Source organism: Mycolicibacterium sp. XJ662, assembly GCF_053484035.1.
In genome coordinates this window covers 201,356-224,169 of sequence record NZ_JBEFTL010000007.1, presented here as the reverse complement: position 1 = coordinate 224,169, position 22,814 = coordinate 201,356, and the positions used below count along the sequence as shown (strand labels likewise).

General features: G+C 66.6%; 22 protein-coding genes. 19 read left to right on the top strand and 3 right to left on the bottom strand.

Features of this window, described 5'->3' with window-relative positions; translation table 11 throughout:
• Positions 1-23: 23 nt before the first annotated feature.
• The 9 genes from ABQE93_RS19325 to ABQE93_RS19285 all read left to right on the top strand — a co-directional run bounded on the left by ABQE93_RS19325 (position 24) and on the right by ABQE93_RS19285 (position 10,183).
• Complete coding sequence (locus ABQE93_RS19325) at positions 24-497, top strand: VOC family protein (RefSeq protein ID WP_448409474.1); 474 nt, start codon at positions 24-26, stop codon at positions 495-497.
• 208 nt (positions 498-705) lie between these two features.
• Positions 706-1,473 (top strand): MlaE family ABC transporter permease, encoded by a 768-nt coding sequence (locus ABQE93_RS19320; RefSeq protein WP_448409475.1) that lies wholly within the window; start codon positions 706-708, stop codon positions 1,471-1,473.
• The gene (locus ABQE93_RS19315; RefSeq protein WP_448409476.1) at positions 1,470-2,324 is read left to right on the top strand and encodes an ABC transporter permease; all 855 of its coding nucleotides are present in this window, start codon (positions 1,470-1,472) and stop codon (positions 2,322-2,324) included. Before ABQE93_RS19320 ends, ABQE93_RS19315 begins: the two co-directional genes overlap by 4 nt.
• 3 nt (positions 2,325-2,327) lie before the next feature.
• Positions 2,328-3,788, top strand: coding sequence for an MCE family protein (locus tag ABQE93_RS19310; RefSeq protein WP_448409477.1), 1,461 nt, complete (start codon positions 2,328-2,330; stop codon positions 3,786-3,788).
• Positions 3,789-3,825: 37 nt separating this feature from the next.
• Positions 3,826-4,857 (top strand): virulence factor Mce family protein, encoded by a 1,032-nt coding sequence (locus ABQE93_RS19305; RefSeq protein ID WP_448409735.1) that lies wholly within the window; start codon positions 3,826-3,828, stop codon positions 4,855-4,857.
• On the top strand, positions 4,854-6,206 hold the full coding sequence (locus tag ABQE93_RS19300; RefSeq protein WP_448409478.1) for an MCE family protein: 1,353 nt from the start codon (positions 4,854-4,856) through the stop codon (positions 6,204-6,206). The genes ABQE93_RS19305 and ABQE93_RS19300 overlap by 4 nt, the downstream gene beginning before the upstream one ends.
• Complete coding sequence (locus ABQE93_RS19295) at positions 6,203-7,531, top strand: virulence factor Mce family protein (RefSeq protein WP_448409480.1); 1,329 nt, start codon at positions 6,203-6,205, stop codon at positions 7,529-7,531. The genes ABQE93_RS19300 and ABQE93_RS19295 overlap by 4 nt, the downstream gene beginning before the upstream one ends.
• Positions 7,531-8,682: an MCE family protein gene (locus ABQE93_RS19290; RefSeq protein WP_448409736.1), complete on the top strand. Its 1,152-nt coding sequence runs from the start codon at positions 7,531-7,533 to the stop codon at positions 8,680-8,682. The genes ABQE93_RS19295 and ABQE93_RS19290 overlap by 1 nt, the downstream gene beginning before the upstream one ends.
• A 1-nt stretch (position 8,683) precedes the next feature.
• Positions 8,684-10,183: an MCE family protein gene (locus ABQE93_RS19285; protein WP_448409481.1), complete on the top strand. Its 1,500-nt coding sequence runs from the start codon at positions 8,684-8,686 to the stop codon at positions 10,181-10,183.
• Between the two features lie 19 nt (positions 10,184-10,202).
• Here ABQE93_RS19285 and ABQE93_RS19280 read toward each other — a convergent pair whose 3' ends face one another.
• Positions 10,203-10,994, bottom strand: coding sequence for a FadR/GntR family transcriptional regulator (locus tag ABQE93_RS19280; RefSeq protein WP_448409482.1), 792 nt, complete (start codon positions 10,992-10,994; stop codon positions 10,203-10,205).
• A 234-nt stretch (positions 10,995-11,228) separates the two neighbouring features.
• On the opposite strand from ABQE93_RS19280, the gene ABQE93_RS19275 reads away from it, so the two are divergent.
• The 9 genes from ABQE93_RS19275 (at position 11,229) to ABQE93_RS19235 (ending at position 20,440) form a co-directional block, all read left to right on the top strand.
• On the top strand, positions 11,229-11,897 hold the full coding sequence (locus ABQE93_RS19275) for an Rv1363c family protein (protein WP_448409484.1): 669 nt from the start codon (positions 11,229-11,231) through the stop codon (positions 11,895-11,897).
• A gap of 11 nt (positions 11,898-11,908) precedes the next feature.
• Entirely contained in the window at positions 11,909-12,577 is a 669-nt protein-coding gene (locus tag ABQE93_RS19270; protein WP_448409738.1) for an Rv1363c family protein, read from the top strand.
• Positions 12,577-13,479, top strand: a complete 903-nt coding sequence (locus ABQE93_RS19265) for an alpha/beta fold hydrolase (RefSeq protein ID WP_448409485.1) — start codon at positions 12,577-12,579, stop codon at positions 13,477-13,479. Before ABQE93_RS19270 ends, ABQE93_RS19265 begins: the two co-directional genes overlap by 1 nt.
• Before the next feature lie 9 nt (positions 13,480-13,488).
• A complete protein-coding gene (locus ABQE93_RS19260; RefSeq protein WP_448409486.1) occupies positions 13,489-14,751 on the top strand; it encodes a WS/DGAT domain-containing protein in 1,263 nt (420 codons plus the stop codon).
• Between the two features lie 40 nt (positions 14,752-14,791).
• Complete coding sequence (locus ABQE93_RS19255) at positions 14,792-15,325, top strand: DoxX family protein (RefSeq protein ID WP_448409487.1); 534 nt, start codon at positions 14,792-14,794, stop codon at positions 15,323-15,325.
• A 135-nt stretch (positions 15,326-15,460) separates the two neighbouring features.
• The gene (locus ABQE93_RS19250; RefSeq protein WP_448409488.1) at positions 15,461-17,221 is read left to right on the top strand and encodes a DUF3556 domain-containing protein; all 1,761 of its coding nucleotides are present in this window, start codon (positions 15,461-15,463) and stop codon (positions 17,219-17,221) included.
• A 120-nt stretch (positions 17,222-17,341) separates the two neighbouring features.
• Complete coding sequence (locus tag ABQE93_RS19245) at positions 17,342-18,496, top strand: thiolase family protein (RefSeq protein WP_448409489.1); 1,155 nt, start codon at positions 17,342-17,344, stop codon at positions 18,494-18,496.
• Complete coding sequence (locus ABQE93_RS19240; protein WP_448409491.1) at positions 18,493-19,290, top strand: crotonase/enoyl-CoA hydratase family protein; 798 nt, start codon at positions 18,493-18,495, stop codon at positions 19,288-19,290. Before ABQE93_RS19245 ends, ABQE93_RS19240 begins: the two co-directional genes overlap by 4 nt.
• A gap of 7 nt (positions 19,291-19,297) precedes the next feature.
• A complete protein-coding gene (locus ABQE93_RS19235) occupies positions 19,298-20,440 on the top strand; it encodes an acyl-CoA dehydrogenase family protein (protein WP_448409493.1) in 1,143 nt (380 codons plus the stop codon).
• A 24-nt stretch (positions 20,441-20,464) separates the two neighbouring features.
• On the opposite strand, the gene ABQE93_RS19230 is transcribed toward ABQE93_RS19235, so the two are convergent.
• Entirely contained in the window at positions 20,465-21,178 is a 714-nt protein-coding gene (locus ABQE93_RS19230; protein ID WP_448409494.1) for a fasciclin domain-containing protein, read from the bottom strand.
• 114 nt (positions 21,179-21,292) lie between these two features.
• The gene (locus ABQE93_RS19225) at positions 21,293-22,213 is read right to left on the bottom strand and encodes an SDR family NAD(P)-dependent oxidoreductase (RefSeq protein ID WP_448409740.1); all 921 of its coding nucleotides are present in this window, start codon (positions 22,211-22,213) and stop codon (positions 21,293-21,295) included.
• A 56-nt stretch (positions 22,214-22,269) separates the two neighbouring features.
• Here ABQE93_RS19225 and ABQE93_RS19220 point away from each other — a divergent pair, with 56 nt between their 5' ends.
• Positions 22,270-22,794 (top strand): gamma carbonic anhydrase family protein, encoded by a 525-nt coding sequence (locus tag ABQE93_RS19220; RefSeq protein ID WP_448409496.1) that lies wholly within the window; start codon positions 22,270-22,272, stop codon positions 22,792-22,794.
• Positions 22,795-22,814 lie beyond the last annotated feature (20 nt).

Genomic DNA, 22,814 nt, shown 5'->3' with positions numbered 1-22,814 from the left:
CCGCTCCGGCGGTCGGTACTGACATGCCGACCATCACACCTTCCCTCTGGTTCGACAACAACCTCGAGGAGGCCGCACAGTTTTACGTATCGGTCTTCCCCAACTCGAAGATCGAGAAGCTCAGCCGCTACACCGACGCCGGACCCGGCACAGCGGGCGAGGTGGTTTCGGGCACTTTCGTGCTCGACGGCAACCGGTTCGTCGCCATCAACGGCGGCCCGCACTTCAGCTTCACCGAGGCGGTTTCGTTCCTCGTCAGGTGCAAAGACCAGCGCGAGATCGACTACTACTGGGACCGGCTCAGCGAGGGCGGGGAGGAGTCGCAATGCGGCTGGCTCAAGGACCGCTTCGGCCTGAGCTGGCAGATCGTGCCCGACCGCCTCTACGAGCTGCTCGACGATCCAGACCCGGCCCGGGCCGCCGCGGCGACGAAAGCGATGCTCGGGATGCGAAAAATCGTCGTCGCCGAACTCGAAGAGGCGGTAGGCAATATCTGACCCAGACCCGGTGCATCACTTGGCCGCCCGCCGTGCCGGGTGCCTCCTATTACGCCGGCCAGTTGGGCTGTTGCTGCCCACGAAATCGGTGATGTACCGTTCTGCCGCGAGTTGACGTGTAACGTCACCCACAGCCTGGACGGGCGCGGTTTGTAATGGAGGGTCTGCGGCCTATGGCAGTGCGGTGTACACAAGGACTCACCGTCTGATGGTGTCCTCGGCTGCGGTCGCGAAACCGGTGCGGGCTTTCGGTGGTTTCTATTCGATGGCTCTCGACACATTCGTGTGGATGTTCAGGCCGCCCTTCGCATGGCGTGAGTTCATCTCTCAGGCGTGGTTTGTCGCGCGGGTGTCGATTCTTCCGACCCTGATGCTGACCATTCCGTACACGGTGTTGTTGACGTTCACGTTCAACATCCTGCTGCGGGAGTTCGGCGCCGCGGACTTCTCCGGCACCGGCGCCGCGCTCGGGACCGTCCGTCAGATCGGGCCGATCGTGACGGTGTTGGTCGTCGCGGGCGCCGGCGCCACCGCCATGTGCGCCGACCTGGGCGCCCGCACAATTCGTGAAGAACTCGATGCGCTGCGGGTCATGGGCGTGAATCCCATTCAAGCGCTGGTTGTTCCGCGTGTACTGGCCGCTACCTTGGTGTCGCTTGCGTTGTCGGCGACGGTGATCCTCGTCGGACTGGCCGGCGCCTACTTCTTCGTGGTCTACATCCAGAACGTCTCACCGGGTGCGTTTGCTGCCGGTCTGACATTGCTCATCGGAACCGCCGATGTCACGATCGCGTTGCTCAAGGCCGCGCTGTTCGGACTGTCTGCGGGCATGATCGCTTGCTACAAGGGCATTTCCGTCGGCGGCGGGCCGGCGGGTGTCGGCAACGCGGTCAACGAGACCGTGGTCTTCACGTTCATGGCGCTGTTCGCGATCAACATCGTCGCGACCGCAGTCGCGGTGAAGGTGACGTTGTGACCGTTTCGAGGCCGCACTCCCAGTTCCCCTGGCTGAAAGCCCGGTTCAAAAGCGTCGCTGACCCCTGGAACCGGGTCGGGATGCAAGCCAAGTTCTTTGGCCGGACCCTGAGTTCGATCCGCTACACCGTCGTTCATTATCAGGTCGAGTTGATCCGCATCATCGCCCAAATGGGCCTTGGCGCAGGGGCGCTCATCATCATCGGCGGCACGGTCGCGATCGTCGGCTTCCTCACCGTCACTACGGGCGCGCTGGTGGCGGTGCAGGGTTACACGGACTTCTCGGAGATCGGTGTCGAGGCCCTGACCGGCTTCGCGTCGGCGTTCTTCAATGTGCGCCTGATCGCGCCTGCCACCACTGCGGTGGCGTTGTCCGCCACCATCGGCGCGGGCGCGACGGCACAACTCGGTGCCATGCGGATCAACGAGGAAGTCGACGCGCTCGAGGTGATGGGCATCCGAAGCGTCGCCTATCTCGCCTCCACGCGAGTCGTCGCCGGCTTCCTCGTGGTGATCCCGCTGTACTGCGTCGGCGTGATCGCCGCGTTCTGGGCGGCACGGTTCGGCACCACCGTGCTCTACGGTCAGTCGACGGGTGTGTACGACCACTACTTCCGGACGTTCCTCAACCCCACCGACCTGATGTGGTCATTCGGTCAAACCATCGCGTTGTCGGTGATGATCATGCTCGTGCACACCTACTACGGCTACACCGCCAGTGGTGGCCCGGCGGGCGTTGGCGAGGCCGTCGGACGGGCGGTGCGCACCTCGCTGATCGTTTCGGCCTTCGTGCTAGTGATGCTCTCGCTTGCGGTCTACGGTCAATCCGGCAACTTCAACCTGGCGGGCTGATCGATGGATGTCGAAGACGAAGGCCTGCATCCCGCGTGGTGGACGTTGATCCTCGTGGTGATCATCGTCGTAGCCATCTGGCTGACGTGGGCCCTGTTCGTCGGCGCCTTCAGGGCTACCGAGACCGTCACTTTGAAGTCTGAGCGCGCCGGTCTGGTGATGGAGACCGACGCCGACGTGAAGTTGCGCGGCGTGCAGGTCGGCCGGGTGTCGGCGATCCAGGGCGGCAGCACTCCGGTGTCGCTGAAACTCGAGATCGACAAGGACAAGATCGAGTACATCCCATCGAATGTCGAGGCGCAGATCAGGGCGACGACGGTGTTCGGCGCCAAGTTCGTCGACCTGATCTATCCGAGCACTCCCAGTTCACAGCGACTCACCGCCGGTCAGGTGATCCAGTCGCGCAATGTGACCGTCGAAGCCAACACGGTGTTCCAGAACATCGTCGACGTGCTCGAACAGGTCGACCCGGCCAAGCTCAACAGCACCCTGTACGCCCTCGCCGAGGGCGTCCGGGGGCAGGGCGAGCTGATCGGCGAGGCCACCACCGCCGCGAATCAGGTTCTGCTCGAAGTCAATCCGCGCCACGAAACGGTGACCGAAGACCTGCGCGCGCTGCGCGATTTCAACGACACGTACAGCGCTGCGGCACAGGACATCCTGACCACCCTCGATGCGCTCAGCACCACGAGCACCACGATCACCGGCCAGGCCAGCCAATTGGATGCGTTGCTGCTGGCCACCATTGGCCTCTCCAACAGCGGAATCAACCTGCTGGCGCCGAACCAGGCGAACCTGATCAAGTCCATCAACGTGCTCGAGCCGACGACGAACCTGCTGCACAAGTACAGCCCGGAGTACACCTGCCTGCTGACCGGCGCCAAGCACCTGCTGGATCACGGCGGGTACGACGGGCCGGGCGGTAACGGTCGGACGCTGGTGTTGGATGTGGCACTGGGCCTCGGCGACGACTCGTACCGCTACCCCGATCACCTGCCGGTCATCGGCGCCAAGGGCGGGCCGGGCGGCAAACCGAGTTGCGGCTCGCTGCCGAACGTCGCGGAGAACTGGCCGGTGCGCAACCTCGTCACGAACACCGGCTTCGGTACCGGACTCGACTGGCGGCCCAACCCCGGCATCGGCTTCCCCGGGTACGCCAACTACCTGCCGACCACCCGCGCTGTGCCCGAACCGCCGAGCGTCCGAAACCTCTTCGGTGGACCCGCGATAGGCCCGGTCCCGTACCCGGGGGCTCCGGCTTACGGTGCGGACCTGTACGCAGACGACGGCACCCCGCTGTGGCCGGGGCTGCCGGCCGCACCGCCGCCGATGGCGCCGCGGGACCCGGGCCCGGCGCCGGGTTCAGAGCCGTTCATCGTTCATTCGCCTGCGCAGATGCAGCCCACGCCGCTGCGACCGACACCCTTGCCGACGCCGGCGCGACCCGGGCCGCCGTTCGGATGAGCTACCACGCCATGAGAGGTGAAACGCCATGTCCAGCATGAACGCCAGGGTTCGACGAGACGCGGTGCGTCTCGGCGTGTTCCTGGCTGTGTGCCTGCTCGGCGTATTCGGATTGTTCGCGGTCTTCGGCGAGTTGCGCTTCGGGGAAGCCACCAACAGCTATGTCGCCGAGTTCACCAACGTCACCGGGCTGGAGAACGGCGACTTCGTCCGCATCGCCGGCGTCGAGGTCGGCAGCGTGAAAGACGTTGCCATCCAACCCGATACCACGGCGCGCGTGGAGTTCACCGCGGACGAGTCGGTGGTGCTGACCGAGGGCAGCAGGGCGGTCATCCGATACGACGACCTCATCGGCGGCCGCTACCTGGCGCTCGAGGAAGGCGCAGGCGGAGTCAAGAAACTCGACCCGGGCGGCACGATTCCCTTCGCCCGCACGTCTCCTGCGCTCGATCTCGACGCGTTGATCGGCGGCTTCCGGCCGCTGTTCCGGGCGCTGGATCCCGATCAGGTCAACGCGCTGTCGGGTCAGCTGATCCAGGCCCTGCAAGGCCAGGGCGCGACCATCAACTCGTTCCTCGCCCAGACCGCGGCGCTGACAACGACTCTGGCCGACCGTGACCGACTGATCGGGGATGTCATCGTCAACCTCAACGTGGTGCTGGGATCACTTGGCGACCAGAACGACCAGTTCGCGAAGGCAGTCGACGCGCTCAGCGAACTGGTAGGGACGCTCGCGGAGCGCCGAGAGGACATCAGCAACGGCTTGGCGTACACCAACGAAGCGGCCGGAACGGTCGCGGACCTCTTGTCGCAGGCTCGTCCACCGTTGCGCAAGACGGTGCAGGAGACCGACCGCGCGGCCGGAATCGTGGTGGCTGATCACGAATACTTCGACAACCTGCTGAACACCCTGCCGGACGCCCATCAAGCGCTTGCACGCCAAGGACTCTACGGCGACTTTTTCAACTTCTATCTCTGCGACATCGTGCTCAAGCTCAACGGCAAGGGCGGCCAACCGGTCTATGTAAAGGTCGCCGGGCAGTCCACCGGGAGGTGTGCGCCGAGGTGAAGTCCTTCTCTGAACGGAATCAGACCGTCATCGGCGCCGTAGGGCTGGTGTTGACGGTCGGCATCGTGCTCGGGGCGTTGAACTACGACCGGCTGCCGTTCCTGCAGGGCAGCGAGTACTCGGCCTACTTCGCCGAGGTGGGCGGGCTGCAAGCCGGTAAGGCCGTACGTGTTTCGGGCTTCGAAGTCGGCCAGGTCAAATCCATCGAGGTGGACGGGCCCCGCGCCCTCGTGACGTTCACCGTCGACAGCGACATCCGGTTGGGCGATCGCACCGAGGCGGCGATCAAGACCGAAGGCCTGCTGGGCACCAAGATCCTCGAGGTGACCTCCCGCGGTGACGGCCGACAGGAGGGCACGATCCCGCTCGATCGCACGACGTCGCCCTACCAGCTGCCGGATGCGCTGGGCGAGTTGTCCACGGCGATCAGCGGTTTGAACACCGACCAATTGTCGGATTCGCTGCGGGTTCTCTCGGAGACATTCTCCGACACGCCGCCGGAACTGAAGATCGCGATCGAAGGTGTGGCGCGGTTCTCCGACACGCTGAACGAACGCGACGCGCAACTGCGAGGTCTACTCGGCAACGCCAACAAGGCCACCACGGTGCTGGCCGAGCGCAGCAACCAGATCGTGAGCCTGGTCGCCGATACCAACGCGCTGCTGGCCGAGCTCGAAAACCAAAGCGCCGCACTCGATGAGGTCTCCGGCAACATCTCGGCGCTCAGCGGACAGTTGCAAGGCTTCATCGGCGAGAACCGCGAAACCCTCCGACCCGCGCTGGACAAGCTCAATGGCGTGCTGACGATCATCGACAACCGCAAGGAACGCTTGCAGAAGTCGCTCGAGCTGGTTACCGACTACGTGATGTCGCTGGGCGAATCGGTGTCGGGCGGGCCGTTCTTCAAGAACTACGTCGCCAACCTGCTGCCGGGCCAGTTCCTGCAGCCGTTCATCGATGCCGCGTTCTCCGATCTCGGCCTGGATCCCAATGTGAAGCTGCCATCGGAACTGTCCGACCCGCAGGTCGGTCAGCCGGGAACACCGGCGCTGCCGGTCCAGTTCCCACGGACGGGCCAGGGCGGCGACCCGCGGCTGACGGTCCCCGACGCCATCACCGGCAATCCGGGCGATCAGGCGTGTGGACCGCCCGGGCTGCCGTTGCCCGGGCCCGGCTGTTATCCATACCGTGAGCCGCTGCCTGCGCCGCCCCCCGGCGGGTCGCCGCCTGGGCCGCCCGCCGAGGCGCCACCGGGTCTGCAATCGACACCTGACCCGACACCGTCTCCGGTCGCGGTGCCCGCTCCCGGTGGCGTCCCCCACCTTGCACCGGAAGAGGCTGGACGATGACGCGCGCCGCCCGCAACATGTTGGCCGTCGCGCTGGTCGTGATACTGGCCGGCGGCGCAATCGTGGTGTTCGGCAACACCGAACGGATCAACCGCACACACGTCGTCGCCTACTTCGAGAACGCCAACGGCATCTACCCCGGCGATGACGTCAACATCGTCGGCGTGCCCGTGGGCAGGATCGAATCGATCGAACCGCAGCCCGAGCGGGTCAAGATCTCGTTCTGGTACGACAGCAAGTACAAGGTGCCCGCCGACGCCAAGGCCGCGATCCTGTCGCCGACGCTGGTGACCGCGCGCGCCATTCAGCTGACCCCGCCCTACACCGGCGGACCGGTGATGCAAGACGACACGGTCATCCCGCAGTCGCGCACCGCCGTTCCGGTGGAGTGGGACGAGGTCCGACAGCAGTTGGAGAGGCTCGCCGAAACCCTGCAGCCGACCGAACCGGGAGATGTGAGCCCGTTGGGATCGGTCATCAACACCACTGCCGAAAACCTGCGTGGTGAAGGTGCCAACATCCGGGACACCCTCATCAAGCTGTCACAGGCCGTCACAGCCTTGGGCGATCACAGCACCGACATCTTCTCCACGGTCAAGAACCTCGCGATCCTGGTTTCGGCGCTGCAGGACAGCACCGACGTCATGCGCCAGCTCAACCAGAACCTCGCGAGCGTGACCGGCCTGCTTGCCAACGACCCCAACGAGGTCGCCGACGCGCTGCGTGACCTCAACAACGTGGTCGGAGAAGTCCAGACGTTCGTCGCCGACAACCGCGAAGCGTTGGGCACCACGTCGGACAAGTTGGCCGGGGTGACCCAGGCGCTGACCGACAGCCTCGCCGACGTCAAGCAGTTCCTGCACGTCGCGCCCAACACCCTGCAGAACTACGTCAACATCTGGCAGCCCGCTCAGGGGGCGGTGAGCAGCTTGCCGATGCTCAACAACTTCGCCAACCCGATTTCGTTCCTGTGCGGCGGAATTCAGGCAGCGTCTCGACTGAACGCCGAGCAGTCGGCCAAGCTGTGCGTGCAATACCTGGCGCCGATCCTGAAGAACCGGCAGTACAACTTCCTGCCCATCATGCAGAACGTCTTCGTCGGTGCCACCACACGACCGAACGAGCTGACCTACAGCGAGGACTGGTTGCGGCCCGATTACATCCCGCCGCAACCTGCTCCGCCCGCAGCGCCGCCGGCTTCAGGTTCGCCGGCACCGGCACCGCCGCCGGCCGGAGGCCCGCCGTTGCCGGCAGAGGCGCCGGTCGTCACGAATCCGGCCGACGGTCTGCACGGGATGATGGTGCCTCAGGGGGTCGGACCATGATGCGCCGCAGGCTCTTTCGCAGAGTGGCAGTAGTGGCCGTGGCGGCCGCGCTGCTGTCGGGCTGTTCGGACTGGCAGGGGCTGAACTCGCTTCCGTTGCCGGGCGTCGAGGGCACCGGCCCGGGTGCGTTCACGATCCAGGCGCAGATGCCCGACGTGGACAACATCGAACCGAACTCCCGTGTCCGCGTCGCCGATGTAAACGTCGGCACGGTGCGCAAAATCGAGCGCCAGGACTGGCATGCGCTGGTGACGATGGAACTCAACGGTGACGTCGAGCTGCCCGCGAATGCGACGGCCAAGCTCGGGCTGACAAGCCTGCTTGGTTCACTGCACATCGAATTGGCGCCGCCCACCGATGTGCCGCCGGTCGGCAAGCTGAAAGAGGGCTCACTGATCCCCTTGGAGTCCTCGAGCGCGTACCCGAGTACCGAGCAAGCGCTGGCCGCCGTCGCGCTGCTGCTCAACGGGGGCGGGATCGGCAACATCCACGACATCACCGAGGCCCTGAGCGTCGCGTTCACCGGCCGCGAGAACGACCTGCGCAGCCTCATCGAGCAGCTTGACATCGCGATCGGTCACCTCGATGACCAGAAGCAAGACATCATCGACGCCGCCGAGAGCCTGAACAATCTGATGGGTCAGATCGCCGAGCAGAAGCCGGTGGTGGACAAGGCGCTGAGGACCATTCCCGATGCCCTGGCCGTGCTCAGGGACCAGCGGCAGAACCTGGCCGAGGTGCTGACCCAGCTCGGCCGGTTCAGCGCGCTGACCGCCGATTCGGTCGATCAGACCAAAGAGGCTCTGGTGCAAGAGCTCAAGGATCTCGGCGTGGTGCTGGAGGAGTTGGCCGACGCCGGCCCTGCGCTGACCCGTGCGCTGAGCTTCCTACCGACCTTCCCGTTCCCCAAGGAGACGTTGCTCAATTGGATGCGCGGCGACTACGCGAACCTGACGTTGGTCGTCGACCTGACGTTGAGCCGAATCGATTCGGCCTTCTTCACCGGAACGCGGTTCGAGTGCAACTTGACCTGGTTGGAGTTGCAATGGGGACGGACCATCGGCCAGTTCCCCAGCCCGTGCAACCACAACGTGCCGCCACCGGGCGGCAACCCGTTGGTTGCTCCGTACCGCTGGGATCAGGGGCCGTAGCATGCGAATGACCCGGCAGATCCTTATCCAGATGGCGATCTTCTCCGCCATCGCGATCCTCGCGTTGGGCATCATGCTCTTCGGATACATGCGACTCCCTACGCTTCTCGGCATCGGTCAGTACCGCGTCACGGTCGAATTGCCGGAGACGGGCGGGCTGTATCCGAGGGGCAACGTCACCTACCGCGGCGTGCAGGTCGGCGAGGTGAAAAGCGTCGAGCTGACCGATACCGGTGTCGAGGCGGTACTGTCGCTGGACTCCGACGTTCCGATTCCCGCTGACCTCGAAGCCGAGGTGCACAGCGTGTCCGCGGTCGGCGAGCAGTATGTCCAGTTGCTTCCGCGTAGCGGCGAAGGTCCGGACCTTCAGGACGGTGACGTTATTCCGTTGGGTCGCACCACGGTTCCGACGGATATCAATACGGTCCTCAACGATACGGCGCGCGGTCTACAGGCGATCCCGCAGGAGAATCTGAAGACAGTCGTCGACGAGGCTTATACCGCGGTGGGCGGGCTCGGGCCCGATTTGCGCCGGCTGGTCAGCGGTAGCGCCAAGCTGGCCATCGACGCCCGCGAGAACCTCGACCCGCTGCTCACGCTCATCGACGAGTCCAAGCCGGTGCTCGACACCCAGACCGAAACCGCCGGCTCGATTGAGGCGTGGGCGGCCAATCTGGCGAACATCAGCGGTCAAGTGCAGAGCCAGGATCCGGCGGTGAGAGGAATCCTGGCCAAGGGGCCCGGCGCCGCCGACGAGGTGCGTGCACTGTTCGACCGGCTGCAACCGACGCTGCCGATCGTGTTGGCCAACCTGGTCAGCATCGGAGAGGTCGCGGTGGCCTATCAGCCCAGCCTCGAGCAGCTGCTGGTGCTGCTGCCGCAGGGCACCGCGGTCACGCAGGCCGTGGGTGTGCACAAGCGCGGCACCAAGCAGGACTACATGGGCGACTCGTTGATTTTCAACCTGAACGCGATCCTGCCTGCGTTCCCGGCGCCGCTGCCGCTGCCCCCGCAGAACCTGCCGCCGCCGTGTACGACCGGGTTCCTGCCTGCGCAGCAGCAGCGGGTGCCGGTCTTCGAGGACTACCCCGACCGGCCGCAGGGTGATATGTACTGCCGGACACCGCAGGACGCGCCGTTCAACGTCCGCGGTGCCCGCAACCTGCCGTGTATCACCGTGCCCGGTAAGCGCGCTCCGACGTGGCAGATGTGCGAGAGCGACGAGCAGTACGTGCCGCTCAACGACGGTTACAACTGGAAGGGCGATCCCAACGCCACGCTGTCGGGTCAGCCCATTCCGCATGTGCCCCCGGACGTGCCCGTCGACATCACGCCCCCTCCGCCGGGGACGCCGCCGCTGCCCGTCGGCGCCGCCGAATACGACCCGGCCAGCGGCAGTTACGTCGGGCCGGACGGGAAGGTCTACACGCAGTCCAACCTGGCAGGTGGTGCGGCTGAAGAGCAGACGTGGCAGTCGATGCTGGTGCCGCCGGGGCGGTGATCGCCCAGGCGGAACCGGCTCAGTCCATGATGTCGCGGACCTTGGTCTTCTCGTGGCCCCGAAGCATCGCCGCGCCTGCGGCTTCCATGTGGCGACGCCAGTGCGCTTCGACTGCGTCGCCCTTGCGGGCGTCGACGAGGTCGGCCAGCTTCGTGTAGGACTTGAGCAGTTTCGCGTACTCCGCCTCGCCCATCCCAGCCCTGTTGTCAGCTCCGATTAGCGCTGCGGCCGTGTGTCTTTCACCGATCTCGTGCAGCATGCCCGCGATCATGCCCAGCGTCGCGTTCCCCGAAAGCTCGACCATGCGGCGGTGCAGAAGCGCAGTGGCCGTTGCCAACGTGCCGGCTTCCCATGCTTGCGGGACGGCGTCGATCAACTCCCGAAGTTCGCGGTGCGCCTCGACGGTGCCCTCCTCGGCGAGCAGTTTGGCCGCCGGCGGCTCGATCGCGGTGCGCGCCGTCAAGACGTCGGCGAGCGTGGTGCCCGACAGCGCCAGCAGCAACCCGGCCGGTCGCGCGACGATCTCGGCACCCGGTACCCGGACCCGCGCGCCCGTGCGGGAGCCGCGGCGCACCTCGACCAGCCGTTCGGACTCCAGCACCCGGACCGCTTCGCGCAGCGTGGGCCGGCTGACCTGGAAGTGGGCCATGAGATCTGCCTCGTGCGGCAGGAAGTCACCGTCCGTCAGCTGTCCCTCGACGACCATGCGTCGAAGCGTTCGCGCCACGAGCTCGGCCGTCTTGGGCGACCGGACGGCCCCCGACGCCGGGTCGGGCGAGATCATCGGGGCGAGCGGTTCTCGTCGTGACACCGCGGTTCCTCCTCGGTGCTTCAGTTGTAGCACTCAGTAAACCATGTCGGTCGTCACTGGCGTCCGCGACGGCGAAAGCGTCGTTCGGGTATGGCCCAAAGCTCACAAATACGGATCCCGATTTGGTAGTGATGTCCCTGGACTTCTGGACTCCGACGATAAGGTGTCGCACGTAAGTTGGAGCCGATCTGTGCAATCCACCCGACCAGGCCCGCTGGGCCGCAGAGGAACCTGATGGCAGACGATGCGAACCCCACCGCGGGGAACCCGGACGATTCGACGTCCGAGGACCCCGCCGACGACGCGACGGCCGACCCCGGCCCGGTCGAGGCCGAAACCGACGTCGTCGATACCGCTGCCGAAGGGGAGGACTACGACGCCGCCGCCGACGAGGACGGCACCGTCGCCGCCAAGCCGCGGATGTCGCACGTGCGGTTGGCGACGATCGTCGGCGTCGTCCTCGTGCTGGGGCTGGGCGGATTGGTCGGGTGGCTGGGCTATCAGGCCTATGAGGCGCACCAGGCCGACGAACAACGTCAGCTGTTCGTGCAGGTCGGCCGGCAGGGCGCGCTGAACCTCACGACCATCGACTGGGAGAACGCCGAGGAGGACGTGCAGCGCATCCTCGACTCGGCCACCGGGACGTTCTATGACGACTTCCAGCAGCGCTCGGCACCGTTCGTCGAGGTCGTCAAGCAAGCGCAGTCGAAGTCGGAGGGCACCATCACCGAGGCGGGCCTGGAGTCCGTATCGGGCGACGAGGGCCAGGTGCTGGTGGCGGTGACGGTCAACACCAGCAATGCGGGTGCTCCAGAGCAGCAGCCCCGGTCGTGGCGGATGCGAATCACCGTGCAGAAGATCGACGACGAGGCGAAGGTGTCCAACGTGGAGTTCGTCCCGTGAGCCGGCACAGCATGCCGCGAGGCAACAAGGCAGGGACGCCGGACGCGACCGACGCGACGACGGAAGAAACCCAGGAGGCGGCCATCACCGAACCGGCTGAGGAGACCGTCGCCGACACGACGGCGGAAACCACCGAGGCGCCGGCCGAGCCGGAGGCAGCCGAGGAGGCCGAACCCGCCGCGGCCGCTAAGCGCCGCGTCGACTGGGCGCGGGTGCTGGCCTACGGCATCCTGCCCGGCCTGGCACTGGCGCTCACCCTGGCCGCGGCCTACCTGAAGTGGACACACGATTCGATCGACCACGACAACACCGTCCGCATCGAGTCGGTGCAGACGGCCAAGGACAGCACCGTCGCGATGCTGTCCTACAAGCCGGACACCGTCGGTCAACAGCTCAACGACGCGCGCGACCTGCTGACCGGGGAGTTCCGCGACTCCTACACCTCGTTGATCAACGACGTGGTGATCCCGGGCGCCCAGGAGCAACAGATCTCCGCGGTCGCCACCGTGCCCGCCGCGGCGTCGGTGTCGGCCGATCCGAACCGCGCGGTGGTGCTGCTGTTCGTCAACCAGACGGTGGTCGTCGGCCAGGACGCTCCCACCGACACCGCCTCGAGCGTGCGGGTCGGATTGGAGAAGGTCGGGGATCGCTGGTTGATCTCGCAGTTCGACCCGGTCTAATGGAGGCGCCCGAGGTCATCGAGGTCGCGTCGCCCAACGTCACGCTGCAGGCGCTGACGTGGGGACCGTCCGATGCCCCGATCGCCCTGTGCCTGCACGGGTTTCCCGACAGTGCCCACGGGTGGCGCAAGGTTGCACCGCTGTTGGTGGACGCGGGCTGGCGGGTGGTGGCGCCGTTTATGCGCGGCTACGCACCGTCATCGCTGCCGTCCGACGGCAGCTACCACGTCGGCGCGCTGATGGACGACGCGCTTCGGGTGCTCGACGCGGCCGGGCCCACCGGGCGCGACGTGTTCGTGGGGCACGACTGGGGTGCGATCGCCGGCGCCGGTTTGGCCGCGATGCCCGACAGCCCGTTCACCAAGGCCGTGATCATGTCGGTGCCGATGCCCGCGTCGTTTCGGCCGCTGGGCCGCGTCCCCGACGCTGGGCGCCTCGCGGGTCAGCTACCCCGTCAGCTGCTGCGCAGTTGGTACATCATGTATTTCCAGTTGCCCGGGCTTCCCGAACGCTCGCCGTCGTGGGTGCTGCCGAGGCTGTGGCGGCAATGGTCGCCGGGATATCCGGCCGACGAGGATTTGCGCCACGTCGAGGCGGCCATCGGCGCCCCGGAGCGGTGGCGCGCGGCGCTCGGGTACTACCGCGCCGCGGTGCGCAACACCAAGCCACCCGCGCAGTACGCCGACCTGCACCGCCACTGGTTGTCTGAGCCGCGTGTGCCGACGCTGTACATGCATGGCCTGGACGACGGTTGCGCCTCAGCCGATTACGCCCATTGGGTCCAGCGGGTGTTGCCGGAGGACAGCAAGGTGGCGCTCGTTGAACGCGCGGGCCACTTCCTGCAGTTGGAGCAGCCGGAGGCGGTCGCACGCCACATCGTCGACTTCGTGGGCGCCGCCTAGTCTGAGCCCATGACGGCCCGCCGACTTCCTGCGGTCGACGCGCAGACGTACTGGATGTCGGCGAAGATTCCCAACGATCAGTTCCTGCTGTACGGCTTCGTCGGGGCACCCTCGGATATGCACGGTGCGCTGCAGCAGATCCGGGGGAGGGCGCACGGCTGCCCTGAACTGGGGCTGCGGGTGCGCGAGCGGCTGCTGGGCTATCCCGAATGGGTCAGTGGCGCCGTCATGTCCGATCAGTTCGTGGTGCACGAACCTCCCGGGGCGTGGCCGGATTGTCTGGCCGCGGTGGCCGAACTCGCCGACGACCAGTTGGATCCGCGGGTCATGACGTGGCGGCTGCATGTCTTTCCCGAGGTGTCGGGGCCGGTCGACGGCGGCGTGGCCACGGTGGCGGTGCTGCAGGTCGCGCACGTGCTGGGTGACGGTGTTCGGTCGTCGGCGCTGGCGGCCCTGCTGTTCGGCCGCGCCGCGACGGTGCCCGCGACCCCGTCGCGCCCGGCGCTGCAGAGCCTGACCCTGCCGTGGCGCGCATACCGGGCCGCGCGGGCCCACCGCCAGCTGGTCCGCGACACCGACGCCGGATCGGTTGCGCCGCAGGCGGAGCCGCGTCCGGCCCTGCGCAGCAACAGCCTGCCCGATGGTGTCCGCAGTGTGCGCACCGTGATCCTGCATCGGTCGCAGATCCCGGGCCCGACCGTGACGGTCGGTGTGCTCGCGGCCGTGTCTTCTGCGCTGTCCGCGCATCTTCGCGAGCTCGGCGACGACCCGTCGCGGTTGGGGGCCGAGGTGCCGATGGCGAAGGGCGGTATCCGGCTGGCGCACAACCACTTCGGCAACGTCGGCGTCGACCTGCACCCGGAGCTGACGTACTCCGAGCGGGTCGCGCGTATCACGGCGGAGCTGGACCAGCGCCGTCGTCGCGCCGCGCATCCGGCGATGCTCGCGGCAAGCCGCGCGTCCGCCGCGGTGCCCGCGCCGTTGTTGCGGTGGGGAGTGCGCCAGTTCGATCCGACGCTGCGCTCGCCGACCGTCACCGGCAACACCGTCGTGTCCAGCGTCAATCGTGGTGCCGCGGACCTGAGGTTCGGGGATGCGCCGGTGGCGCTGACGGCCGGCTATCCCGCGTTGTCGCCGATGATGGGGCTGACACACGGTGTGCACGGCATCGGCGACACCGTCGCGGTCAGCGTGCACGCCGCCGAGTCCGCGATCGGCGACGTCGACGCGTATGTGCAGCGGTTGTCCGCGGCGTTGACCGTGCACCGGTAGGGCTGTTCAGCGGGTTAACACATGGCCTAAGTTCTGTTGCATGACTGCTTACGACTCGGCCCTGGATTTCGGGTTGCTGTTCCTGCGGGTGGTGCTGGGCCTGACGATGGCTGCGCACGGCTACAACAAGTTCTTCGGCGGCGGGCGGATCCCCGGTACCGCCGGCTGGTTCGACAGCATCGGGATGAAGCCGGGCACTTTCCACGCCCGCGTCGCCGCGACCACCGAGATGGCCGCCGGCATCGGCCTGGCCGTCGGGCTTCTGACACCGATCCCCGCCGCGGGCTTTGTCGCGTTGATGCTGGTCGCCGCGTGGACGGTGCACCGGGCCAACGGCTTCTTCATCGTCAAGGAGGGCTGGGAGTACAACCTCATCCTGGCGACGACGGCGGTGGCGATCGCGACCATCGGCGCGGGCAAGTACAGCCTGGACTACCTGCTGTTCGGCGAGAGCGGCTTCGCCGACCTGCTGCACGGCTGGTGGGGTCTGATCATCGCCCTGGGGCTGGGGTTGGCAGGCGGCATCGGTCAACTGGCGATCTTCTACCGCCCGCCGGCCAAGACCGACACCTGACGAGCGCCCACGCAGTTCGCGAGCCGTACACCAGGGTCGTGAAACGCGCGGCGATCGCGACCCTGTTGTAGCTTTCGCGAAGCGGACGTGAGGATCTGGAGCCGCGTAGTTAGAACACGTTCTAGTCTTTGAGCCATGGGGTTCTTGAAACAGGACGCGCCGGTCGTCGACTACGAGCAGTGGAGCAAGGGCACCCGCGCCGAGAAGATCGTGCCGATGGCGCGGCACTGGGCCGAGGTGGGGTTCGGGACGCCCGTCGTCCTGCACCTGTTCTACGTCGTCAAGATCTTGCTGTACATCCTCGGCGCCTGGCTGGTGGTGCTCACCACCGAGGGCATCGACGGGTTCACCAACGTTGCCTCCTGGTACGACGAGCCGATCGTGTTCGAGAAGGTCGTGCTCTACACGATGCTGTTCGAGGTCGTCGGGCTGGGATGCGGGTTCGGGCCGCTGAACAACCGCTTCTTCCCGCCGATGGGATCAATCCTGTACTGGTTGCGGCCCAACACCATTCGGCTGCCACCGTGGCCGACCCGCATCCCGCTGACCAAGGGGGCTCGCCGCACACCGTTTGATGTGCTGCTGTATGCCGCCCTGGTGGTGATGCTCGTCGTGGCCCTGTTCTCCGACGGCACCGGTCCGATCCCCGAACTCGGGACGACGGTGGGTGTGCTGCCCGTGTGGCAGATCTGGGCGATCCTGGGCCTGCTCGCGGTGCTGGGCCTGCGCGACAAGGTGATCTTTCTGGCCGCCCGCGGCGAGGTGTATGCCTCGCTGGCGGTGTGTTTTCTGTTCGCGGGCGCCGACATCATCCTCGCCGCCAAGCTGGTCTGCCTGACGATCTGGCTGGGCGCGGCCACATCCAAGCTCAACAAACACTTTCCGTTCGTCATCTCGACGATGATGAGCAACAACCCGGTGTTTCGGCCGAAGTGGATCAAACGCAAGTTCTTCGAACGCTTTCCGGACGATCTTCGGCCGGGTCGGCTGTCGCGATGGCTTGCGCACTTCAGCACCGCCATCGAGGGCCTGGTCCCGCTCGTACTGTTCTTCTCGGGCGGCGGCTGGCCGACCTACATCGCCGCGTTCATCATGGTGTGCTTCCACTTCGGCATCCTGTCGTCGATACCGATGGGTGTTCCGCTGGAGTGGAACGTCTTCATGATGTTCGCCGTGGTGGTGTTGTTCGTCGGGCACGCCGGGATCGGGCTGGGCGACCTGCAGAGCCCCTGGCCGATCGTGTTGTTCGCCGTCCTGGCCGCCACGGTGGCGCTGGGCAACCTGTTCCCCCGCAAGGTGTCCTTCCTGCCGGGTATGCGGTACTACGCGGGCAACTGGGACACCGGGCTGTGGTGTATGAAGCCATCGGCGGCCGAGAAGCTCGAGAGGGGCATCGTGTCGATTGCCAGCATGCCGCAGGCACAGATGGAACGCTATTACGGCAGCCCCGAGACCGCGCAGATGTACCTCTACATGGGATATGCGTTCCGCGCCTTCAACACTCACGGCCGCGCGATGTTCACGCTCGCGCACCGCGCGATGGCCGGACACAACGAGGACGACTATGTGCTGACCGACGGGGAGCGCATCTGCAGCACCGCGATCGGATGGAACTTCGGCGACGGCCACATGCACAACGAGCAGCTCATCGACGCGCTGCAGGAGCGCTGCCATTTCGAACCCGGTGAGGTCCGGGTCGTGTTGATCGACGGCCAACCCATCCACCGCCAGACCCAGCAGTACCGGTTGGTGGATGCGGCCACCGGCGAGTTCGAGAGGGGCTTCATCCGGGTCGCCGACATGGTGACGCGCCAGCCCTGGGACGACACCATCCCGGTGCAGGTGACGTGGCGGGACTCCGCGGACCCGCGGGCGGATCGAGACCCCGCGCATTAGCAATTCCGCCTACCAACCAGTAGGTTGACCTAGTAAACCTTGTTCGTTTACGTTCAGGGGTGACCCGGTTTCGGGCCGAGCCCTGCGTGGGAACAACATCGAACTTCGAAGGAGAAGGTCATGGCTGAAGCCGTCATCGTCGAGGCCGTGCGGTCGCCGGTCGGCAAGCGCAACGGCGGACTGTCGGGCGTCCATCCCGGCGAGCTGTCGGCGCAGGTCCTCAACGGTCTCGTCGAGCGCGCGGGCGTCGATCCCGCCCTGGTCGACGACGTCATCTGGGGTTGTGTCATGCAGGCCGGTGAGCAGGCGCTCGACATCGCCCGCACCGCGGTGCTCGCCGCCGGGTGGCCCGAGACCGTGCCGGGTGTCACTGTCGACCGGCAGTGCGGTTCGAGCCAGCAGTCAGTGCACTTCGCCGCCGCGGGCGTGGTCGCCGGCCACTACGACGTGGTGGTCGCAGGCGGCGTGGAGTCGATGTCCCGCACGCCGATGGGCTCTTCGCTGGCCAACGGCGGGCACCCCTATCCGGACGCGTTTCGTAACCGCTACAGCCAGACCCCCAACCAGGGCATCGGCGCCGAGATGATCGCCGAACAGTGGGGCTTCGACCGCACCGCGCTCGACCAGTTCTCGCTGGACTCCCACGAGAAGGCCGCCGCCGCACAGGATTCGGGTGCCTTCGACGACGAGATCGTCGGAATCAAGGTAAAGGACGAGCAACAAACAAGCACAGTGCTCAAGGACGAGGGCATCCGCCGCGGCACCACCCTGGAGAAGATGGGCCAGCTCAAGCCGGCGTTCAAGGAAGACGGCGTCATCCATGCCGGTAACTCCTCGCAGATCTCCGACGGTTCGGCTGCGCTGCTGTTCATGTCCGCCGAGAAGGCGAAGTCGTTGGGCCTCAAGCCGATCGCGCGTGTTCACACCGCGACGCTGGCCGGCGCCGACCCGGTGATCATGCTGACCGCGCCGATTCCCGCCACCCAGAAGGCGCTCAAGAAGTCCGGTCTGAGCGTCGATGACATCGGCGTGTTCGAGGTCAACGAGGCGTTCGCTCCGGTGCCGCTGGCGTGGCTGAAGGACATCGGCGCCGACGAGAAGAAGCTCAACCCCAACGGTGGTGCGATCGCGCTGGGCCATCCGCTCGGCGGTTCGGGTGCCCGCATCATGACGACGATGCTCTATCACATGCGGGCCAAGGGCATTCAGTACGGCCTGCAGACCATGTGTGAGGGCGGCGGGCAGGCCAACGCCACCATTCTCGAGTTGCTGTGACCGACGACGTGACCGCCCCGGCCGCTCTGAGCGAGCGGCGGGGCAACCTCCTGCTGATCACGATCAACCGGCCCGAGGCGCGCAACGCCGTCAACAGCGCGGTGAGCACCGCCGTCGGCGACGCGTTGCAGCGGGCGCAGGACGATCCCGAGGTGCGTGCGGTGGTACTCACCGGCGCCGGCGAATCGTTTTGTGCGGGAGCAGATCTCAAGGCGATCTCGCGTCGGGAGAACCTGTTCCACCCAGATCACCCGGAGTGGGGCTTCGCCGGATACGTCCGGCACTACATCGACAAGCCGACCATCGCCGCGGTCAACGGCACCGCGCTGGGCGGTGGCACCGAGCTGGCGCTGGCCAGCGATCTGGTGGTGGCCGAGCAGCGGGCCAAGTTCGGTCTGCCCGAGGTCAAGCGTGGCTTGATCGCGGCGGCCGGCGGCGTGTTCCGGATCGTCGATCATCTGCCGCGCAAGGTCGCGATGGAGTTGTTGTTCACCGGTGAACCGATGACGTCGGACGACGCGCTCAAGTGGGGCCTGATCAACGAGGTGGTGCCCGACGGCACCGCCGTCGACGCGGCATTGGCGCTGGCCGAACGGATTACGTGCAACGCACCGCTGGCGGTGTGGGCCAGCAAGCGGGTCGCGATGGGCGTCGACGACGGCGTGATCGTCGGCGACGAACCGGGCTGGACCAGAACCATGAGCGAGATCGCCACCGTGATCCGCTCCGAGGACGCCAAAGAAGGACCGCTGGCCTTCGCCGAGAAGCGCCAGCCCGTATGGAAAGCAAAGTAAGCGAGTAATGAAACGTCTGGTTTTCGAACCCGAGCACGAGCAGTTGCGCGAGACGGCGCGTCAGTTCCTGGAGAAGGAATGCGCGCCGCACGTCGAGAAGTGGGAGCAGGACCGGTTGGTGGCGCGCGAATCGTACGCCGCCGCAGGAAAATACGGTCTCATCGGGTTTAACATGCCCGAGGAGTACGGCGGCGGCGGTGTCGACGACTTCCGGTTCAACGCCGTCATCGTCGAGGAGTTCGCGAAGTTCGGCCCGGCCACCCCGGGGCTGAGCCTGCAGAACGACATCGTCGGGCCCTATTTCGCGTCGCTGGCCAACGAGGAGCAGAAGCAGCGCTGGCTGCCCGGCTACATCTCCGGTGAGCTCATCGGCGCCATCGCGATGACCGAACCCGGCGCGGGCAGCGACCTCGCCGGCATCAAAACCACCGCCGTGCGCGACGGTGACGACTGGATCCTCAACGGCTCCAAGACGTTCATCTCCGCGGGCATCAACAGCGACCTCGTCATCGTGGTGGCCCGCACCGACCCCGACGCGGGGCACAAAGGGTTCTCGCTGCTGGTCGTCGAGCGCGGCATGGAAGGTTTCGAGCGCGGCCGCAAGCTCGACAAGATGGGGCTGCACGCCGCCGACACCGCTGAGTTGCACTTCGAGAACGTCCGGGTGCCCGGCAGCAACCTGCTCGGCAAGGAGGGGCGGGGCTTCTACCACCTGATGACGAACCTGCCGTCGGAGCGGTTGTCGATCGCCGTGGCCGCCATCGCCGGCGCGCGCGCGACGTTCGATGAGACGCTGCAATATGTCAAGGACCGCAAGGCTTTCGGCCAGCCCATCGGCAGCTTCCAGCACAACCGATTCGTGATGGCCGAGATGGCCACCGAGCTCGAGATCGCCGAGCAGTACATCGACCGCTGCCTACGCGCGATGGTCGACGGGGAGCTGACGGCCGTGCAGGCGTCCAAGGCCAAGTGGTGGTGCACCGAGCTCGGCAAGCGCGTGGTCGACAACTGTGTGCAGCTGCACGGAGGCTACGGCTACATGAACGAGTACAAGGTCGCCCGCGACTACGTCGACGTGCGCATCCAGACGATCTTCGGCGGCACGACCGAGATCATGAAGGAGATCATCGGCCGCGACCTCGGCCTGTAACCGAGGCGCTGGCCCGTGGCGACGTCAGCCGATGGGGGCTTCGGCGGCCGGGACCGGCGACGGCTCCGTCGTCGTGGTGGGTGTCTCGGTGGTTGTCGTCGCCGAGGCCGTCGGCGTGGCGGCCGTCGGCGGGTTGGCCGGGTCCAGCACCGTGTCGATCAGATAGATGCGGGCGTTTTCGGCCTGGATACCGCCGCAGACCACCTTGGCGGTGTCGTTGACCGTGATGTCGCCGCCCTTACCGGTCACCTTGATCTCCGCGCCCTGCTGGGTGGGCCGCTGACCCTTCACGTCGTTCGGGCCCAGAATGCCGAGGAACACGTGGTAGTAGTCCAGGTCCGTCAGCGCTGCGGGATCGGCCTTCAATGCGTCGAGCTGGGCAGGCGGCAGCGCCGCGAAGGCCTCGTTGGTCGGCGCGAACACCACGTACGGGCCGTTCTCCAAGACCGGCACGACGTTGACCGCCGGGTTGAGTCCACCCGAGATTGCCGAATAGAAGGTGCCGGCCTCCGGGATGCTCTGCAGCGCCTGCCCGACCGGCAACTGGGCTAGCGCCTCCCAGTTCGGCACCGCCTCCTTGAAGGCGTCGCAGCCCGGCCCCTCCGGATTGGGAATCTCGACGGAGGGCTCCGGCTCCTCGGCCGGCTGGGCGTACGCGGTTACCGCCAACGGCACAGAGAGGGCCATCGCCGCGATTCCGGCGGCGGCGCCAATGGCCTTGCTGGTGCGAGTCTTCACTTACAGCTCCTCGGCTCGGTTCACGTCGCCACGCATGTTAAAGGCACTCGAGCGACAACACCAAAGCGGTGACCACGCAAAACGCCAACGGCACCCAGCCTGACCTGCAGGTTTTCAGCTGTCGACGGTCGCGTCACACAGCGTCTGCGATACCTCCCACAACGCGGCGGCGCGTGCCTCGTCGAGCGCATGCGGCGAGACGTCGTCGCGGATGCGGCAGCCGGCCAGATACACCCCACCTACATCGGCCAGATCCGCGCTGACCGCCGCCCACACCTGGGTGGCCGCGCCACGCTCGGACGTCGTGAAGTCGCGGCGCACGTCGACCTTCTTGGCCTGCGGATCCGCCGTCGCCGCCGCCAACCGGCCCAGGCTGGCGAAATCGTCTGAGGTCATATGACGCGCCAGCGACGTCGCGACGATCCCGGGATGCACCGCGTAGGCCCTCACCTGCTGCTCGCGCAGCCGCCTGTCCAACTCGAGCACGTGCATGATGTTGGCGGTCTTCGAGGCGCCGTAGGCGACGAACTTGTCGTACTCGCGGCGCTCCCAGTTGGGATCGTCGAGGTCGACGTCGCCCAGCCGGTGCCCGTCGGAAGACAACGTGACGATGCGTGCGCCGCCGGCGGCGACCAACTGCGGGGTGAGCAGTCGGGTCAGCTCGAAGTGGCCGAGATGGTTTGTGCCGAACTGTATTTCGAAACCGTCGCTGGTTCTACTGAACGGCGTGAACATCACGCCGGCGTTGTTCATCAACACGTGCAGCGCCGGGGCGATCTGCTGAATCCGGATCGCCGCAGCGCGAACGGATTCCAACGACGTCAGGTCGAGCGACACCGTCGAGGTCCGCGCCTGCGGCACCGCGGCGTGCACCCAGGCGTCGGCGTCGGCCAGCGCGGTGGCGTCGCGGCCCGTCAGCACCACGTGCGCGCCCGTCGACGCCAGCGCTCGCGCCGACTCCTTGCCCAGACCGGCGGTGGCACCGGTGATCAAACAGGTCTTGCCGGTCAAGTCGACGCCGTCGACCACGTCCATCGCAGTGTTCACGGCTGCTCACGTTATGCGAACGGGGCATGCCTACGATGGCGCGCATGCCTGAACCGCTGATCCTGCCCATCCGTGGCAATGCCCCCCAACTTCACGCCGAATCGTGGGTGGCGCCGAACGCGGCCGTGATCGGCCAGGTCGCCCTCGCGGCCAGGGCCAGCATTTGGTACGGGGCGACGCTGCGCGCCGAGTTCGAGCCCATCGAGGTCGGCTCCGGCACGAACCTCCAGGACGGGGTCACCGTGCACGTCGACCCCGAATTCCCGGTGAGCATCGGCGCCGGCGTAACCGTCGGCCACAACGCCGTGCTGCACGGCTGCGTCATCGAGGACGACGTGCTCATCGGCATGGGCGCCGTCATCCTCAACGGTGCGCGGATCGGAAGCGGGTCGCTGATCGCTGCGGGCGCGTTGGTGCCGCAGGGCCTCGTGGTGCCGCCGCGTTCGCTGGTCACCGGCATCCCCGGCACGATCCGCCGCGAGCTCAGCGACGCCGAGGTCGCAGGCAACCGGCACAACGCACAGGCGTATCAACGGCTCATCGAACTGCACCGCGAAGCGACAGGCTAAATTCCGGGCCTATCGGGTAC

What these genes read in the sequence shown, in the direction of transcription:
- ABQE93_RS19325 (WP_448409474.1), top strand. Translation starts at nt 24, where the DNA reads ATGCCGACCATCACACCTTCCCTCTGGTTCGACAACAACCTCGAGGAG.
- ABQE93_RS19320 (WP_448409475.1), top strand. Translation starts at nt 706, where the DNA reads ATGGTGTCCTCGGCTGCGGTCGCGAAACCGGTGCGGGCTTTCGGTGGT.
- ABQE93_RS19310 (WP_448409477.1), top strand. Translation starts at nt 2,328, where the DNA reads ATGGATGTCGAAGACGAAGGCCTGCATCCCGCGTGGTGGACGTTGATC.
- ABQE93_RS19305 (WP_448409735.1), top strand. Translation starts at nt 3,826, where the DNA reads ATGAACGCCAGGGTTCGACGAGACGCGGTGCGTCTCGGCGTGTTCCTG.
- ABQE93_RS19295 (WP_448409480.1), top strand. Translation starts at nt 6,203, where the DNA reads ATGACGCGCGCCGCCCGCAACATGTTGGCCGTCGCGCTGGTCGTGATA.
- ABQE93_RS19290 (WP_448409736.1), top strand. Translation starts at nt 7,531, where the DNA reads ATGCGCCGCAGGCTCTTTCGCAGAGTGGCAGTAGTGGCCGTGGCGGCC.
- ABQE93_RS19285 (WP_448409481.1), top strand. Translation starts at nt 8,684, where the DNA reads ATGCGAATGACCCGGCAGATCCTTATCCAGATGGCGATCTTCTCCGCC.
- ABQE93_RS19275 (WP_448409484.1), top strand. Translation starts at nt 11,229, where the DNA reads ATGGCAGACGATGCGAACCCCACCGCGGGGAACCCGGACGATTCGACG.
- ABQE93_RS19270 (WP_448409738.1), top strand. Translation starts at nt 11,909, where the DNA reads ATGCCGCGAGGCAACAAGGCAGGGACGCCGGACGCGACCGACGCGACG.
- ABQE93_RS19265 (WP_448409485.1), top strand. Translation starts at nt 12,577, where the DNA reads ATGGAGGCGCCCGAGGTCATCGAGGTCGCGTCGCCCAACGTCACGCTG.
- ABQE93_RS19260 (WP_448409486.1), top strand. Translation starts at nt 13,489, where the DNA reads ATGACGGCCCGCCGACTTCCTGCGGTCGACGCGCAGACGTACTGGATG.
- ABQE93_RS19255 (WP_448409487.1), top strand. Translation starts at nt 14,792, where the DNA reads ATGACTGCTTACGACTCGGCCCTGGATTTCGGGTTGCTGTTCCTGCGG.
- ABQE93_RS19250 (WP_448409488.1), top strand. Translation starts at nt 15,461, where the DNA reads ATGGGGTTCTTGAAACAGGACGCGCCGGTCGTCGACTACGAGCAGTGG.
- ABQE93_RS19245 (WP_448409489.1), top strand. Translation starts at nt 17,342, where the DNA reads ATGGCTGAAGCCGTCATCGTCGAGGCCGTGCGGTCGCCGGTCGGCAAG.
- ABQE93_RS19235 (WP_448409493.1), top strand. Translation starts at nt 19,298, where the DNA reads ATGAAACGTCTGGTTTTCGAACCCGAGCACGAGCAGTTGCGCGAGACG.
- ABQE93_RS19225 (WP_448409740.1), bottom strand. Translation starts at nt 22,213, where the DNA reads ATGGACGTGGTCGACGGCGTCGACTTGACCGGCAAGACCTGTTTGATC.
- ABQE93_RS19220 (WP_448409496.1), top strand. Translation starts at nt 22,270, where the DNA reads ATGCCTGAACCGCTGATCCTGCCCATCCGTGGCAATGCCCCCCAACTT.